1 rRNA gene is annotated in these 442 nt (G+C 59.7%); it reads right to left on the reverse strand.

Annotated elements, in window-relative coordinates:
* Nucleotides 1-442: ribosomal RNA gene (locus AADR41_RS42480) — 16S ribosomal RNA — on the reverse strand; the annotation flags it as partial.

The raw sequence follows: 442 nt of genomic DNA on the forward strand, positions 1-442 counted from the left end.
GACTACAAGGGTATCTAATCCCGTTTGCTCCCCTGGCTTTCGCGCCTCAGCGTCAATGCCGGTCCAGGATGCCGCCTTCGCCACCGGTGTTCCTCCAGATATCTACGCATTTCACCGCTACACCGGGAATTCCGCTGCCCTCTCCTGCACTCTAGCCAGGCCAGTTCGCAGTGCAGTTTCCGGGTTGAGCCCGGAGATTTCACACCACGCTTGACCAGCCGCCTACACGCTCTTTACGCCCAGTGAATCCGAGTAACGCTTGCCCCCTACGTATTACCGCGGCTGCTGGCACGTAGTTAGCCGGGGCTTTCTTGGAGGGTACCGTCCGTTCTCTTCCCCTCCGACAGTGGTTTACATCCCGAGAGACTTCATCCCACACGCGGCGTCGCTCCGTCAGGCTTTCGCCCATTGCGGAAGATTCCTCACTGCAGCCACCCGTAGG

This window comes from Streptomyces sp. CLV115, from assembly GCF_038448545.1.
Taxonomy (GTDB): Bacteria; Actinomycetota; Actinomycetes; order Streptomycetales; family Streptomycetaceae; genus Streptomyces; species Streptomyces sanglieri.